This is a genomic window from Paraprevotella xylaniphila YIT 11841 (assembly GCF_900683745.1).
GTDB lineage: Bacteria > Bacteroidota > Bacteroidia > Bacteroidales > Bacteroidaceae > Paraprevotella > Paraprevotella xylaniphila.
In genome coordinates this window covers 619842-636371 of the sequence record NZ_LR215980.1, presented here as the reverse complement: position 1 = coordinate 636371, position 16530 = coordinate 619842, and the positions used below count along the sequence as shown (strand labels likewise).

Sequence of the window (16530 nt, the reverse complement as noted above, 5' to 3'; positions counted from 1 at the left end):
CCATCCTTAAAAATCCAACGTCCTTACTGCCGTGGCATCTCCGTAGTTGATTACCATTTGGTAGGTGCCTGGCTTCAAACCGCTCAAATCCAATACCATTGGCGATACGTAACGAACGGCTTTCATCAATTTGGTTCCTTTTTTATTATAGATGGCAATCTTGGCCGGTGTCTGGTCGGGAAGTGTCAGCCGTATGCCACGTTTGTCCGGAGTAAAGGTGAAACGCATTCCCTCCAATGCTTTGGCATGATTGATAGGCAATGCCGAAAGATCCTCCGGTTGGAAGTCTACACTGACCTTCAAAGTGTTTCCTTTCACGTTAACAGGCCTTATATATACATCCTGACAAGTGCCCGGCTCTACCTTGGAAAGGTCCAACGTAAGATTCAACGGACGAATCGAAGATTCGAAATCGAGCGAAACGTTGTCCATCGTAAAGGTTACCTCTACCGGATCCATGCCCAGGGCATTGTTGATACCCATGATGTAACCTTTCAGCCCTTTCACTTCCGGAGTCTCCAAATTGTTCCATACCGAACCGGACGGATTTTCCGCACGCACCTGAGTGTCGTAACTGCGGATGTAGTAAGCTCCTCTGCCAGACATTTTGTTATTCAAATAATACCCCCTGGCATTCAAGTCGCTGATTTTGTCTATATCCAAATCGGAAGGGAAAGTGATGAAGTTCCAAGCCTTGGGTATGAAAGTATATTTCAATACGAACTTTTTTACCTGGACAATACCGTTTTTCACTACCACCTGCCCCATCTGTCTAGCATCACCGTAGACAATCAGTTCTTCCAATACCTGACCGCCCTCCAACTCTACCCGAGCATCCTTCTGCACCACAAAGCCTTTGGAAAAGCGGAATGTACAAGTAGTAGTTGTTGTAGGTTGCCATTCCCTGTCGCCGGGTTGAAACGCCTCGACTACAATCTCGGCATGTTCGGGAATCGTATGTAGGTTCAAAATGTTTCCGCTTTCTATCGTAGCAAACTCCTGTCCCTTCAAAATGCGGTACACCGGTGCCAATCCCGAAGAGACTGTAGCCTTCATCGGCAACTTGAACGGCTTGTTGTGGGTCAACGGAAATTCTTTTTGCCAGTTCAGTGTCTGTTCCCTTCGTTGTACAACTGTGCGGTATAGCCTCGGCGCCCCTATTGAGCCATGGTCGTTTCCGGCCCCATCTCCACCGTATAATACATCAATATGTAAAACGGAAACGTCATCCAAGGGATAATCCCAAGTCGTCTTCTTGCTGTTATTGACAGGACCTGTTGTCGTAAGCTGCCGGTTATCCATGTTCAAGGCAAACTCCATGACATAAGGCTGCCCCGACTGTTTACCAACATCTGTGATAAAACGATTGTATATTCCCACAGGCAAGGTCATCTGCACCGAACCTACCGCATGAATACCAAACCCTTTCTTATATTTTTGCGTGGTGATTTGGAGCATAGAACCATTGACAGCCTTGTCTATTTGTGCTGTTCCCTGCGTACTATAAGACAAATCCGAAAGATAATCAAACATATTCAATCCGTCGTAATAAGAACTATGTATCGTCTCACCCCCTTCGTAACCGTAGGTAATGCGGAACACACGATTCATCTCTAAGTCAGGAACGGCAACAGCCAGAACCTTACCGGTTGTTCCGGATACAAACGGTGTGTCATTCCATATCGCTAGCAAATCAAGTTGCTGCAATTCATTTAATAAATATACATCATCATATATGTTCAGAGTCAACTGCGAAAGCTTGTTCGCCTGAGGATTAACATATAAATATACCGTACCCGAATTATTTTCCAATGCCGGTAACATAGAAGAGATAAAGATATTCTCCCTCGTGCGTACTGCATAAGACAGCAAGCTTGTAGCACAAGCATATTGCTCGTTACCGTATTGTGTAGCTTCAACAACCACATCAGTAGATTGTCCGTCCTTAAAGGTCAATACGTTACCTTTCAGTTCGGCAGCCTCACGGCCTTTGATAATACGGTAATATATCTTGCCTCCCGACGTGGCTGTGGCTTTTAGTTCCACTTGCATGGGATACGTGACAGTTCCTCCTGTATTTGTAAACGCCACCTGTTGCTCCAACTTGTCCGACGGGCGGCGTTCCATATACAGCCTGGCCAAATTGTAGTTGCCGATAGCATTTGAATTATTTGTAAAGTCTAACCTGATTTTTGTCAATGGCAAACGTGGAATAAAAGCGGGATAGTCAGCCGTAGAAATAGACTTTATTGCATTTGAATTAACAGTGAAGTCCAACTTTTTTCCGTCATTACAATAGAACATGAATTTAAGATTCCCGCTGCCATTCTGTGTCCCCAATACCATATCAAACTTACGGAAGTTCATCTCTTCCGGGAGATCATAGATGATTTGACCACCCTTACTGGAAACTCCTTTATAGTAAGTCTTATCGCTTGTCTGCAAATTCAGGTCCGTACCGAAGCAACGGTCCACACCAGGCAATGTTCCGGCTACGGCTGTGGTAGCCTCCGTCCATTGATAGTCTCCCAACCACATGAAGGCTTCCGTATTGCCCTGGTTCACGCACTCGGTAAGCAACCGGGTGTCGTCGTCCAACACCACTTCCATGCGATAGGCATAGTCTCCAGTTTGCATCTCCACATCCACCGTCAGGAAAGAACCTTCTATCAATTCATAATCCGAAGCTGTCGTAGCAAAACCGTCGGACATCCGATAAGTATAAGAAGTGACCGATTTGATTTGCTTACCGGCCAAATCCACCTTAGCTTTTAACTGACCGGCAGCATTTCCGTTGGAATATACCCCCAAGAGCTTTATGGATTGAGCATGGAGGCTTACCGATGCCCATACGAACACCAGTAAACATCCTATTTTGCCTATTAATTCATTCTTTATCATTTCAATATAATTTTAGTCACATAATCTTTTCCGTTCTCACTGATTTTTACAACATGTACTCCCGGTTTCAAAGATACCGAAAAGCTGTGCTGAGCCGTTTTTTCGCGTGCCACAAGTTGGCCTTGCACATTGAAGATTTGAATGTCGGCATTGCCACGCAGATTTTCTATCATGCAGGTGTTTCCTGAAACGTACACTTTATAACCAGTAGATTCCACCCTGTCTTCAATGCCAACCGAAGTGCCGTGACGTTTCACCTTCAATACGAAGCGGTCTTTCACATCTCCGGTTTGCGCGATGTCAAACTCATAGGAGTTATCCTCATCCAACTTCCATTCTGCCCCCGTATGTTTATCCCTAAGGACAACTTCATCATCTTCTGTAAAACCGGTTATCCGGCTCAAACGAAGAGACAACTTGCCGGATGTACCGATTCTCAAGCCCAGTTTGATTTCTTCTGTGTCCATCGGCAACGTATTTACAGAAGCCACCGATTTACCGGCTACAGAGAACAACTGATTGGCTGTGGCTGACAAACTCCAGAATTTCGGAGCATCTTCATTCACCACAAAGTCTGCCGAAGCACTTTCTTCCCAAATAATGTCCGTACGATCCTGCTCTTTATCTCCTGAGTAAAGTTTCAAACGTACTGAAGTATATTCGTTTGCGGTATAGTAATCGAATGTACGACGATTAAGCGTTACCTCTTTGGCCACAGGAGTCACGGTAAGCTTAGCCTCAGGTGCCAATGTCTGGACAAAATAAGACTGGAACGGAATGATTTTCTGCTCTTCATCATAGTTCGTCATATCGAATGTAATATAGTTGTCCAACTCCTTATTATACTGATAAACGAATTTAGTCACCTTGTGTTCGTCAAAGATTACATTCTGGTGTTTCGTGATGTTGATATCTGCCAAATAGGGATTACCGATCAGATTCCATCCTTCCTGGGCCTTACCGTAAGGAGATTCATAATGCTCCAAGTGGCCGATAGTTACCGAACTGTTCGACAACAAGGTTCCGTTTCCGATATTCATCGCATTGTCTACGTCAGCAATCGTTGCCAACTGAACTTCTTCTTCCAAGTAGCCTTGAAGCAGTTCGGCTTCCACTTCTAAGTCCGCCGTAGATGCAGTAGCTACAAAAGTATGTTCGTCCTTACCGTTTTTTAGTTTCAGCTCAACTTTAGGCTCAAGATAAACCTTGAACTCCAATGGAGCAGATTCCGCACCGACAGCCTGAACAGTTATCGGATTCAAAGCCATTTTATCCAACTTCGATTGGTCTATCATAATCGTAAAGCGATTATCAGCATTACGCATGTCTACGCTGTCTTTGTCCAAAGAGGCATAAGCCGTTTCTTTTACTTCCAACATCACCACATCATCAGCATTTCCACTTAGTACCTTCACTTGCAAAGGTACCCCCTGGGCGGTTTCCTCCAACATGATGTTTCTGTGCCCGGACATCCCATTGGCCAAAGCCAGTTCCACTTTTACCGGACGTTTACCGGATTCGGGAGATACAAAGAACATCACTTCAGAAGCACGGTTCAGCAACGTTCCCTCGACAACGAACTCTGCTTTGCCGTTTTCTACAGCCTGTGCTTCCACAAAATGTTCAAACGGACTTTCCGAACCCAAAGCGCGAATGGCCATCACCAAATGATCCTGTTCCATAATGCCAACATGACGGTAGCGCAAAGTAATCCGATCGGTTGCTGTCAACTGTGGATCGTTTGCATAAACCAACGTGTAGTGTGTTTTGCTCAGAGGTAAATCGTATTGTCTTCTTCCGGCTGCCACATAGTTATAAGAGGTTCCGTCGAATGTACTCCATTCTCCCTGTACGTTCTTTCCTTCCGGATAAATCAACTGTACGGCCGAAGTTTCGGACATTTGGTTCAGATGCAGGCGGCTTTCCGGATTAAATGGCACAGTAGAACGATAGTTTTGTGTCAAAGTACCGTAGTGCTTCAGCGACATGTTCTGTACGCTTTCACACAAATCTCCGTTTTCATCTCTTACATCCATCGTCAAATAAGCCACCAATGCCGAATCATTCAGCAACACCCTTTCCTGCATATATCTTAAGACTTCTTCCTGGGTCAGTGAACGGTTCCATACAGCAACCTGATCGAATGCTCCTGTAAACCAAGTATTCCCCATTTGGTTCTGTCCTAACATTAACATGGAATGTACGCGTCCTTTATTTATATTACGTTTTATAGAATATTTCATTCCGTTCAAATAATAGTCCATACCATCGGGACGGGCTACCAATGCCAAATGAATCCATTGCCCTACCTGTTCTTTCGTCACGTTGAGGGAAGTAGATTGGTTCCAACTCCAGGATTCTTCATTCCAATGACAGCGTACATTGCCGTTTTGCAAGTGTAGTCCTGTTGCTACAGAGGGATTTGAAGAGCGAAAAAACAAGAGTGGTTTGGTTCCGGACAATATGTCTACGTCACCAAGATATACCCACCCCATTATGGTCACGGTATTGGATTCATGCAAAGCAACATAGTTATCTGCCGAACCCACCAAAATTCCACCTTTCTCTACCCACATCGAGTTACCCAAATCTTTCGAGGTAATCCGGTTGACAAGCTCAATCGGCATTGGAATCATCTTTTCATCGTTCTTGCCTTTTAAGGTCACCAGATTTCGATCATTGAAGGCCCCCAAATTCTGTCTTATTTTAAGCTCGGAGGAAGCTTCACCCTTCGTAAAATAGAATCCAGTTTGAGGTTGCAACACGTCATTATCCGATACGATTTCATACTCACCATTCGGTTCTGCCAGGCCTTCCACAATAGAAGCATGAGCTTTGACTGTGTGTTGATCTTCGGAATATACGATAAGCTCTCCTCTGTTTGAAACTCCCTCAACGGTCATTTCGATAGCCGGCTTCAAAGACACGACCAACATTTTTTTGCCTTGTAGTTCCTGCATCGATAAATTCGTTGCCTGCAAAGTCTGTGTAGCTGCATTATAGGTCAAATCTCCCACCTGATTCCAATAATTCTTACGGCCGTCCTCCGAATAATACAGACGATAACGCTTGTTCGGATTAAACGGTTTACCTTCGACTGCATAGAAATCCAACGCCAAAGTATCTGCTTCGGCAACAGTAAAGTTTCGGAAAATATATCCAGTCGGTTCTACCTCGTAATACCGGGCATCCAAATTGGATTTATCTTCTAACCAATGTTCCGCTTTATAAGCATATACACCGATCTGATAATCCGATGTCGTATTTTTAACGGCTATCTTCAACAGATTGACTCCACGGTCTTCAAAGAGTTTCTCTCCATTGGTCAATACACCGTAAACAGCTCGTTGAGCACTAATGGGAAGCGACATTTTTTCGTGAGTAACCTCCGCACGCGTCATCACGCGTGGCTGATATCCAACAAATGTTTCCAAGTCTCCGGACAGATTATCCCCATTGAAAGCATAGTAAGCTACCAACCCGTCACGATTGTCAGTGTTTACGGAATACATTTCACGACGGATTTCCTCTTCATTCAATTCGTAGTTCCATATCTTCAATTCATCTACGGCAGCCTCAATAGGCGCATACTCAAAAGCATCTGCAAACAGCGACAGGTAAGTGGAATTGTTCAGCGTATGCTCTCTACGGTAACGCTCTCCCTCACCGGTCAAAATACCATTTACATACAGACGTATCGAACCGTCACGTTTCTCGGTTACCGCCACATGAGCCCACTCACCCATATTCAAATTACCCCCTTCGATAGTTTTCTGCTCGTCAGAAGCCGGTTCATAGGTCGGCTTGTTAAACTGGTTGCTTGGAGAATATCTGAATTTCAAAGTTCCGTTTTCTACAAAAAGCAACCAACCTTTTGCACCTTTATCATATTCCTTCTGACGGTTGGCCAACAAGACTCCGTTGCCCATCGGTTTTACCCAAAGGTCTACAGTAAAGTCATTGAAGAAATAATCTACATATCCTAAATCTATTCTACCCTTTCCATTTGAATACAACGCATTTCCGGCTTTCTTTTCCAGTTTTACATCCGATGTTTCCTTCACAATGTATTCAGCCGAGAAGGTAGACACATCGGGAGATTCTCTAAGCGTGAGTTTCAACCGTACTTTATCTCCAGGACGTAAGGCCCGAGTAAGATACTGATAGGGATTATCTACCTTCACTCCATTTACCGTCCATTCATAATAGTAATACAACGGAATGGTCCATTTCGTATCAATACCGATAGTACGGCGGCCGTCCACATGGGTGATTTCTTTTAAGGCAAATCCGTTTTTAAAGAAACGGTCGGAAGGATGCTCCAAATCGGCTACCCATACGCCACGACCATAATCAGCCAGTACCATCTCCTGTGTGGTATAATTCATGACTATATCACTGAATTTTCCACTATTATATCCCTTGGTCCAAAAACGCCAGGTATCTGAACCGTTTTCCAGAATATAGATTCCGGCACTAGCACGATTCACAAAATATAGATCGCCACTACCTTCGTGGAAAAATAAGTGATCGCAAGTTATATTGGGAAGCCCTTCTCCTACTTTTTCCCAACGACTTTCGTTGACATACAATCGCATAACCTGTCCTGTCTGTCCCAAATACAAGATGTCGCTGTTATCGGGATCTGCCGCTAATCTGGTATTGCTAAACTTTGCCGGCTCACCGTTATACAATATGTACTGAAAAGAATTTCCGCTGTCTATGGATTTCTTTAAGATATTGTCAGTCGTACGTACAAAAATAGTAGTGTATCCTTTATCGCGTGCAAATGTTACATCCGCAACATCAGCCCCGACATTATCGAAAAGATTGGTCAGGCTTCGGCCGATATCATCAATACGGTAAAATGTGTTTCCGGCTCCCGTCCCCGTACGCCTCATATACCAAGAACCGGTATGTACATCAGCGTAATTAGTGGTTGTACTCCATGAACTCAAAGGCATGTTTTCAATACCTCCACCACCACCTCCAGAAAAATAGCATGTGCTAGTATAAGGATTGGCACTGGATTCGGAACCTTCATAACCACGCCAGTTTCCCCATCGACCGTAGCGGTATGTCTGCACGTCGATATCCTGTGTATTACCCACCATCAACTGGTCACCGAATTCATTGACACGTATATTGTAATACAACATCTGTCCCATATTTCCTCCTATATTAGTCCATTGGTTATTGTTCACATCCAAATCTTTCATCAACATACCACCATCCGAGCCTCTGAATACCCGGCCACTCTTGTGAGAAAGAATGAAATGATTGTCCGCATTGTGACGCGAATTAGTTACCGCATAATATTTGCCGTCATCTTGCAATGACGTCAAACGGATTGACCATGCAAACTGATTGAAATTTTTTCCTCCATCAGAACTAATAGCAGAACTCATCGTACATCCGTATACCCAATTCGGTTCACGAAGGTTTACACCGAAACCTCCCAACCAGTTCCAAGGAGCCTCATTACCAAAAACAGTACCCCCACCGATACCAACACTGGGTTCCTGAAGCGTTATCCAAGTTTTTCCCTTGTCTTCGGTATAATAGAGTGCCGTAGCATTTCCGTTACGGATTGCTGCTGCAAACCACATCTGATTCGGATTTATGGTACTGATTACCATGTTGCCCGGCGAAGTGGCTCTTAAAGGAAATATGGTCTTGTTGTCTGGGTCGGAAGGATCATTACGCAGTTCCGTCCGGTTTTCATTATACACATCAAAACTCATCTTCTTGATGTTATATTTTCTCTTTCCATTTTCCATTGTACTTTTCGCCCCATCGTCAAAATAGAAAATAGACCGAGACCCCGGAATGTAAATCATATCCCGATTGGAGGGATCAAACTCCACAGATTGAAACCATACACCCTTTCCTACCCCATTGGGATGAACATCCTTTAATTCATCCGGAACAATTACTTCTGTCCAAGTTTTACAAGTATCTTCACTGATCCACAATTTGCTAGCCCAATGCTCAACACCACCTTGCTGCTGTGCGCCAATGAATTTCAGGTTTCCGGCCTTGTCACGGAATGCATAGCCACGTTTATACCCTTTATGGGTAGCACCTTCTATGCGATGCCAAGTCTCTCCTCCGTCCGTTGTTTCATACACCGTACTGTTATCGGAAAAAGCAAACAAGTGATTCCAATCATCAGGATCGACAGGAATAGCTGAGTGACGGACCGTACTGCGATGAGCCCTTACTGGAATATTATCTGTGATACACGACCAACTAAGTCCACCGTCATCGGTCTTAAATATACCGGCTCCGTCTGGGATGACATATAGTTTGTCATGGTCTTCGGGATGTACCACACCCCAATGCATACGTCCGGATGACGGTTTATGCTCCACTGTACGGAAATAAGCCGCATTACGAATGCCCTTTTTCCGGTCTTCCGGTGTATACACGATTTTGGGCCAAGTATGATTCAGTACATCAGTTGGAACAGTACGGGCTATACTGGCCTGCATCGCCTCGTTATAGGTTGTATCCACGAATTGGTAGAGCGTATCTCCTCCTGGCATGATACCGTAAGTAGGTAGCCATTGCTTGGCATACCATCCGTAACCGAATTTGTTTTTGGCAGCCTTACGGTCCTTTAAGGCCGTCTTCATGATAGTTACGATCTCTTGAGGACTCCATCCATCATGTGCCAACTTTATATACACCTCATCATCCAACAAGTCTTCCATCTTCACATACTCAAACACAGAATCCGGAAGCATAGCAGCCTCTTTTACCATTTTATTGCGTCGTTTCAGGTCCCTATCGGAATCCGAAACATACACACTTTTTGCATAGCTATGCAAAACAAAACAGCAAAATAAAAGTTGAGTGGTTAAAAAAAGTTTCTTTATCATCTAACTTCTGTTTTAAATTTAATACTGTATCCCAAAAACAACCTAATCTTAAAAAGTATATTGGAATTTATTTGTGCTTTTCCGCTATCCTTTCTAATCAACTGAAAACATCATCGCCACGCGTCCCAAAAATCATCCGGATTATGTCCCGAGTTATATCCCGGATTTGGAGGTTCCGGATTCATATCACTTCCGGCAATCATCATCTCTGTTTCGAATGACATGACCCGGACTTCAGGACTCACATAATTTTTACGCCCATAGTTAAGTGTTGTTCTCATCTCGGTTTCCGCTAATAGCATCATTTGATTCATTTTCGTTTAATTTTTAATTGATAGAATTAGTGCAAGCCAAGTCTATTCGGACTCTTCCGATAAATTGGGACACAAAGGTAATGGCAGTTCTGTGGTTTTACAAGAGGAATTTAGTTAAAGAAAAAAGATAAACAATAAAAATAGAGGCTTATATAAACGGAGTATTTACGGTCAAAAAGCCCTCTAAAACCAAACAGTCATAACCAAGAATAAATACAAAGGCTCCGATATTCACACTTTGCAATATAAAAGTCATCCAAACAACAATATTGTAACTACTACAAATCAGCCTATATTGTTAAAAATCATATATTCCATGAAAATGAGAAAAGGACATCAGACCATTCTAGCATCATAAAACCACCGCCCGTATGGCCAATACCAGATAAGTGAGGTAAAGCACACTTTGGAAAATATCCAAATCTTCCACGGCATAACCCGTGGAAGTATATTGAGTAGAAATGAAATTCCTATCCGGTGACATCTTACGTAAAATATAAGCACATACCGTATAAGTAGAAAAACCTACCAATACCCCCCAAAGCATTCCAAACAGAATATCTCCCGGATAATGTACCCCCAGATAAATACGGGAATAAGAACAGAGCGCAGCCCATAAAACCAAAGAAAAGGTCATCCAAACATTACGAACCAACAAAGCCAAAAAGATACATACGGCAAAAGTATTGGCGGCATGACTGGATATAAAGCCGTAGCGTCCACCCCGGTAGCCATCCACCACATCAACTAGATACATTAGCATGGGATCCTGAGCGGGGCGGAAACGGGCAAAGTAGGGCTTACAGAAAGAAGAAGAAAACTGATCGGCCAACAAGATGGACAAGGCTAGAAACAACACAATAAGCCCTACCTCACGCATGGAATTGTTCTTGACCAACACATAAAACAGTATGACAGCCACTGGTATCCAAGCTACTGTACTGGTAATTCCGCCCATCAGATGGTCGAAGAACAATGAATCACTCCCGTTCAGCAACAACAGCAACCGTTGGTCCAAGCCAAGCCAATCTTCCAACGCCATATCAAATCACCTCCATTGCTTCTGCCGGCATCCAACCTACCTTACCGTCTGCCAACCGTATTTCTTTCCATTCTTTCATTGAATCGTCTATGATTTCCACACGCGTACCTTCATGCAGTACAAAGAGATCTGTACCCGATTCGTTCGGGGTACTCTTCACGACTACCGAACTACTCATCACCACGGCCCCGCTACGAACATTCAGTTCCTGATGTTGCGTCCAGGCAAACACATTGGCCATCACGACGACCGCCAACATGACCAAAGCACCAAAGAAACCCAATTTCTTCCACACGACCTTATTGCCTAAGAAAAACACCAGAATCAGCACGCAGGCTAGCACAAAAGCCACAATCCCCGTACGCGCCCATCCGTCCATACTCATCATGTCAATGACGTTCTTATACCATGTCACAAAGAACATCTCGCTTTCGGGCGTGATTTTATCTATCGTTTTTGAACGGGCCAACTCCAGATTGAAACGGACATCCGAATTTCCGGGATCCAACAAAGCAGCACGCTCATAATTCAAAATGGCAAGGGCCAGACGGTCTGTCTTATAATAGCAGTTTCCTAAATTATAATATATGTCCGCATGCTCCCCTTTCTTCAGCAAAGCTGTGTATATAGGTATGGCTTCTTTGTACTTTTCCGCAGCGTACGCACTGTCAGCCTGCACCTTGTCTTGGGCGTGAAGCGAAAACATGCACATCACACCTACGCATATCAAAATCAACTTTCTCATCAGCTTCATCCTTTACTTACGTTTAATAGAACTTTCCATCTTGTTAATGGCCTCCGTAGCCGCTGCATATATCTTATCCATCGTTTGCGACGGGTCACCCGGTGCATAACGGGCAAATTCACAGTCGTTCATCGTCTCAACCAATTGCTGCACGATGGAGGTGTCCGCTCCCTTGGCCTGCAACTTTTCGCTGACATTCTCTTTGTTCAGCTCAGCAGCCGGAAGGTTCAGTTTGTCTCCCACATAACCCCACAATGCCTTTAAGACTTCATCATAAAACTCGGCCGGCTTGTTGGCTTTCAGCAATGCCGCCGCCTGTTTCAGACGCTTGGCTGCCGCCTTGTTCGCTTTCTTGTTGCGCATTTTGGCCACATTGGCATTCTCCATGGCTTGTTTGCGGAAGACCACCACAAGAACAATGAATGCCAACAAAGGAATGGCATAACTCCACCAATAGGCTGCCGTCGCAAAATAAGACTCGCCCTTTTGTTGCAAACGCACCTCCCCCCGATGGATGTACCGGATATCTGAAGCCAACAACTCCACATCCTCCTTGTTCGTATAGTTCCCTCCGCTGCTTCCACCTTTGCCTTTCGCCACGCTTAGGTCAAAACTTTCCGTTTTCACGGTCTTGTAAGCCTTCGCGTCCGTATCAAAATAACAGAATTCCACAGGTGGGACCGTATACTTCCCCGGATGGCGGGGCACAGCCAAATAATCAAATATTTTATTACCGGAAACCCCTCCACGACCTACTTTGGTCTGGTCTGTAATCTTGGCATCATACGTCTCGAAATCTTTCGGGAATTTCACCACAGGAGTTTTCATCAGCTTCATGTTGCCACTCCCGGAAACCGTGACCCTTAACGTCAAAGCATCATTCGTCTTCAATTCACTTGGAGTAAGGGAGGCACTGATATTGAATTTTCCCACCGCACCGGAGAAATTAGCAGGCCGTGGTGAAGGCAAAGGATCTACCTGTAAGGTCAAAGAAGGAGCCACAATGGTTTTCTTCACCTCGACCATGGTACTTCCCCCATTGAAAAACGCATCAATCGGGTCAATATTACGGTTTTGCTGCACCACTATCCCCTCAAACTTGATGGAAGGAATCGTCATTTTTCCGCTACGTTGGGGAAAAAGCACATATTGCCGCCACACCACCGTACCGTACCTTCGCCCGTTGTGCTCTTCCATTTTCAGGCTCTTCTGTTGAGGTAACTCTATTTCTTGTGTATGAAAGCCCTCCAAATCCGGCATGCCACCGGCCAACTGCGACAAGTTGACCAAGGAGTAGACTTTATAAGTCAACACTACCGCCTCTTGTTCATACAAGCGCTGCTTATCGGCTGTAACCGTAATGAAGAGGTCTTTTCCGGTAATCTTAGCCCCGGCATCTTGCATCTGCATCCTTCCATGCTGTCCACTCCCTTGTTGGCGAGACTGTGCTCCCCCGCCACTGCCGGGAACAACCTCTATGCTCACGGTATTAGAACGGTATTGCTTTCCGTTTACAGTGGCCGTAGCGGCCGGGATAGTATAAGTACCGGCCTTCAATGCACTTAATATATAAGTATAAGTCACCGAACTGCTTTGCGAAGTCTTTCCATTAATCATTTGGAAACTGGACTGTGAGGAACGGCTCGGTCCCATGTCCACACTAAACCCTTTCAGAGTAGGCAAATGGAAATTGCTGACATCCTGTGTGTTCACGGTGAAACTCAACCTAAACTGCTCACCTTCCTCCACCACATCTGGTGCTGCGGCCTTTATCTGTACGGCCGCCCGTATCCCAACCGTCAGACAACATAACCAAAGTAATGCGATATATTTCTTCATTCCTATTTCTTTTATTGTTTAGTCATTACCATTGTTTTTCCAATTTTCTCTGTCGCGGTTTGGCCATTGCCTTCCTGATGCGCTCCTGTGTATCTTTCTCATCTTGCATGGCTGCATTCAACAGTTGCTCGGCATTCTCCTTCGACATGTTCTCTTCATTCTGCTGTGCCTGCTTTTGCTGCTGCTTCTGTTGGTCTTCTTTTTTGTCTTTATTCTCCTGTTTGTCCTTTTTACTACTATTTTTGTCTTCTTCTTTGTTCTTGTCCTTTCCGTTCTTATTCTCTTTATTGTCGTTTTGCTGGTCCTGCTGCGGATTGTTTTTCAACTGATGTTGGCATAACACCAAATTGTAACGGCTTTCGTTGTCCGCAGGATTCCGTCGCAAGGCGTTCTTATAGCACTCGATGGCAGGTCCGAACTGCTTCTGGCTTTGCAAAATCACTCCCATGTTATGATATATGGAAGCCAACCGTCCCTTGTTCGTCTCTACTTTCACGGCCTGTTCGTATGCCTGCATGGCTTCCTTAGGCTTTTGCTGTCTCAACAGCGCATTTCCCAAATTGAAATATGCCTGAGGGAAACGACTATTGGCTTCAATGGCTTTACGGTAGTCCACCTCGGCTTTTGTGTACATACTGTCGCGATACAACCGGTTTCCGCTCCTCAAATAGTCGCGGTCCGTTTTCTTCTGCGCCCATAAAAGAGACACCGTCAGACACAAGCACAAAGCCAATCCATATTTATATATCCCACGTAACATGTCTTTCTTCCTTATTTACGAAACAATTTTATATTCTTAAACAACGGATTCTTGCGTTCCACAATCAACACATCCAGAACGAGTACAAGCAAAACCAACAAAGCTACGGCTTGGAACTGCTCATCGTATTCCGAATAGACCGCACTTTCCATCTCCTTCTTAGCCAACTTATCCACATAGCCCGATAATTGTTCCTGCGCGGATGAACTGTTATCCACATAAATATAGGCTCCTTGGCCGGCAGCCGCAATTTCCCGGCACATCGCCTCGTTCAACTTGGAAACCACCACATTCCCCGTATTGTCCGTGATGTACTGCGAACTTCCGGGCATGGGTATGGGTGCGCCTTGCGGAGAACCTACCCCCAAAACATAGACTTTTATACCCTTCTCTGCCGCAGCCTTGGCCATCTCCACAACCCCTCCTTCATTGTCCTCTCCATCGGTAATCACAAAAATAGCCTTGCTCACGTCCTGATTGGGCGTGAAACTTTTCATGGCCAAATCAATAGCCTGCTTGATATCCGTTCCTTGCGTGGTAATCATGGATGGATTTATCGTTTCCAGAAACATCTTGGCCGACACGTAATCACTTGTTATAGGCAACTGGGTATAGGCCTCTCCGGCATACACGATCAATCCAATCTTATCATCCGTCATTTTATCCACAATATTGCTTACCAACATTTTGGATTTTTCCAAACGGCTCGGCGTCACGTCTTCGGCCATCATCGAATTGGATATGTCCATGGCTATAATGGCCTCTATTCCCTGACGCTTACGGGTATCCATTTTCGTCCCGAACTGCGGACGGGCCAAAGTGAAAATCAACAACGCCAAAGCCGCAAGCATCAGCCACGTCTTCACCTCACGCCGGACTGTCGAAACATCCGGCATCAAGCCATTCAGGAGTTCGATATCGCCATAACGAAGCAGACGCTTCTTGCGGTAATAGTTTGTGGCATAATGCAGACCTGCCAATAAGGGTATCAGCAGAAGCAAGTACAAATATAATGGTTCTTCAAAACGAAACATAATCAGAATGAATTAAGGTATTTTCTTCAATATGGTCATACGTAACAGGATTTCAAGTAAAAGCGCAGCAGCTGCGAACCAGGCAAATAAGGCGTATGCTTCATAACGCTTGCTGTATTGTTTGACATTCAGCTTCGTTTTCTCTAACTTATCAATATCCTTATACACGTCCTCCAACTTCTTATTATCCGTAGCCCGATAAAACTCACCATCTGTCTTCCCGGCTATGGCTGCCAAAGTCTTGGTATCGATTTCTACCGGCACATTCAGATATTGTACACCGCCTGCTACCGGCATGGGATAAGGTGCTAAACCATTGGTACCCACACCAATCGTGTACACCCGTATTCCGAAACTCTTGGCAATCTCAGCCGCAGTCAACGGCGAAATATCTCCGGCATTATTCGTTCCGTCCGTCAACAAGATAATCACCTTGCTTTTGGCCTTACTGTCTTTCAAGCGGGAAACGGCATTGGCGATTCCCATTCCTACGGCTGTTCCGTCTTGAATCATGCCTCGCTGAGCCATATCAGTCTTGATGCCATGAAAGAGGTTCAGCAATACGGCGTGATCCGTGGTCATCGGACATTGGGTAAACGCCTCGGCCGCAAAAATAGTCAGACCGATATTGTCATTCGGCCTGCCCGCTATAAATTCGGAAGCCACCTGTTTGGCTGCCTCCAAACGGTTCGGCTTCAGGTCTTCGGCCAACATACTGGTCGAAACGTCGACTGCCAACATGATGTCTATACCCTCAACCTGAGTGTTTTTCCAACTGTTACTAGTCTGGGGACGAGCCAGTATGATAACAACCATCACAAACGTAAACAAACGCAGTATGAAAGGCGCATGAATCAGATGGTTCTTATAACTCTTAGGCGCATAACGGTATGCCGTCGTATCCGACACCAACAACGTAGGTTCTTTCTTCTTGTTCTTCAGCACATACCATAATATATAAGGAATTAGCAGAAGCAAGAGAAAAAAATATTCAATATTCGCAAACGTCAT

General features: G+C 44.8%; 9 protein-coding genes. All 9 read right to left on the bottom strand.

The annotated features are described in order from the left end of the window. Positions 1 to 6: 6 nt before the first annotated feature. On the bottom strand, positions 7 to 2901 hold the full coding sequence (locus tag E0E47_RS02555) for an NPCBM/NEW2 domain-containing protein (RefSeq protein WP_130892784.1): 2895 nt from the start codon (positions 2899 to 2901) through the stop codon (positions 7 to 9). Continuing rightward, a complete protein-coding gene (locus tag E0E47_RS02550) occupies positions 2898 to 9650 on the bottom strand; it encodes a LamG-like jellyroll fold domain-containing protein (protein WP_232038306.1) in 6753 nt (2250 codons plus the stop codon). Before E0E47_RS02550 ends, E0E47_RS02555 begins: the two co-directional genes overlap by 4 nt. Before the next feature lie 245 nt (positions 9651 to 9895). Next, positions 9896 to 10066: a hypothetical protein gene (locus E0E47_RS02545; RefSeq protein WP_232038305.1), complete on the bottom strand. Its 171-nt coding sequence runs from the start codon at positions 10064 to 10066 to the stop codon at positions 9896 to 9898. Positions 10067 to 10451: 385 nt separating this feature from the next. Next, positions 10452 to 11141, bottom strand: coding sequence for a phosphatase PAP2 family protein (locus tag E0E47_RS02540; RefSeq protein WP_008624004.1), 690 nt, complete (start codon positions 11139 to 11141; stop codon positions 10452 to 10454). Position 11142: 1 nt separating this feature from the next. Beyond that, positions 11143 to 11895, bottom strand: a complete 753-nt coding sequence (locus tag E0E47_RS02535) for a tetratricopeptide repeat protein (RefSeq protein ID WP_008624005.1) — start codon at positions 11893 to 11895, stop codon at positions 11143 to 11145. A gap of 3 nt (positions 11896 to 11898) precedes the next feature. Next, positions 11899 to 13725, bottom strand: coding sequence for a BatD family protein (locus E0E47_RS02530; RefSeq protein ID WP_130892782.1), 1827 nt, complete (start codon positions 13723 to 13725; stop codon positions 11899 to 11901). 25 nt (positions 13726 to 13750) lie between these two features. Continuing rightward, positions 13751 to 14485: a tetratricopeptide repeat protein gene (locus E0E47_RS02525; protein ID WP_008624007.1), complete on the bottom strand. Its 735-nt coding sequence runs from the start codon at positions 14483 to 14485 to the stop codon at positions 13751 to 13753. 11 nt (positions 14486 to 14496) lie between these two features. Beyond that, positions 14497 to 15519: a VWA domain-containing protein gene (locus E0E47_RS02520; protein ID WP_008624008.1), complete on the bottom strand. Its 1023-nt coding sequence runs from the start codon at positions 15517 to 15519 to the stop codon at positions 14497 to 14499. Positions 15520 to 15531: 12 nt separating this feature from the next. Then, a complete protein-coding gene (locus E0E47_RS02515; RefSeq protein WP_130892781.1) occupies positions 15532 to 16530 on the bottom strand; it encodes a vWA domain-containing protein in 999 nt (332 codons plus the stop codon).

What these genes read in the sequence shown, in the direction of transcription:
- E0E47_RS02555 (WP_130892784.1), bottom strand. Translation starts at nt 2,901, where the DNA reads ATGATAAAGAATGAATTAATAGGCAAAATAGGATGTTTACTGGTGTTC.
- E0E47_RS02550 (WP_232038306.1), bottom strand. Translation starts at nt 9,650, where the DNA reads ATGCTTCCGGATTCTGTGTTTGAGTATGTGAAGATGGAAGACTTGTTG.
- E0E47_RS02545 (WP_232038305.1), bottom strand. Translation starts at nt 10,066, where the DNA reads ATGAGAACAACACTTAACTATGGGCGTAAAAATTATGTGAGTCCTGAA.
- E0E47_RS02540 (WP_008624004.1), bottom strand. Translation starts at nt 11,141, where the DNA reads ATGGCGTTGGAAGATTGGCTTGGCTTGGACCAACGGTTGCTGTTGTTG.
- E0E47_RS02535 (WP_008624005.1), bottom strand. Translation starts at nt 11,895, where the DNA reads ATGAAGCTGATGAGAAAGTTGATTTTGATATGCGTAGGTGTGATGTGC.
- E0E47_RS02530 (WP_130892782.1), bottom strand. Translation starts at nt 13,725, where the DNA reads ATGAAGAAATATATCGCATTACTTTGGTTATGTTGTCTGACGGTTGGG.
- E0E47_RS02525 (WP_008624007.1), bottom strand. Translation starts at nt 14,485, where the DNA reads ATGTTACGTGGGATATATAAATATGGATTGGCTTTGTGCTTGTGTCTG.
- E0E47_RS02520 (WP_008624008.1), bottom strand. Translation starts at nt 15,519, where the DNA reads ATGTTTCGTTTTGAAGAACCATTATATTTGTACTTGCTTCTGCTGATA.
- E0E47_RS02515 (WP_130892781.1), bottom strand. Translation starts at nt 16,530, where the DNA reads ATGACGTTTGCGAATATTGAATATTTTTTTCTCTTGCTTCTGCTAATT.